Here is a 432-nt window from a genome sequence, read left to right on the forward strand (position 1 = left end):
GTGGCTTCCTGCAGGGAGCCGCCGCCGTTGTTGCGCAGGTCGATGACTACGCCGTCGACTTTGTCCTTCTGCAGCTCGGTGAGCAGCTTCTTGACGTCGCGAGTGGTGCTCTTGTAGTCCGGATCGCCGGCACGGAAGGCCTTGAAGTCGAGGTAGAAGGCCGGGATCTCGATCACGCCGAGTTTGTAGTCCTTGCCGTCCTGTTTCAGGCTGAGAATCGACTTCTTCACGGCCTGGTCTTCGAGCTTCACCGCTTCACGGGTGATCGGCACGATCTTGGTGGTCTGGTCGTTCGGCGCATTGCTCGCCGGGATCACTTCCAGGCGCACCACGGTGCCTTTCGGACCGCGAATCAGTTTGACCACTTCGTCCAGGCGCCAGCCGACCACGTCGACCATCTCTTTATTGCCTTGGGCAACGCCGATGATCTTG

General features: G+C 60.2%; 1 protein-coding gene. It reads right to left on the minus strand.

Features of this window, described 5'->3' with window-relative positions; all coding sequences use genetic code 11:
- Nucleotides 1–432 (minus strand): S41 family peptidase (locus tag J5M71_RS28790; RefSeq protein WP_243434406.1); only part of this gene is annotated, 432 nt, incomplete at both ends.

The organism is Pseudomonas sp. 43(2021) (assembly GCF_017490805.1).
In the GTDB taxonomy this organism is placed as follows: domain Bacteria; phylum Pseudomonadota; class Gammaproteobacteria; order Pseudomonadales; family Pseudomonadaceae; genus Aquipseudomonas.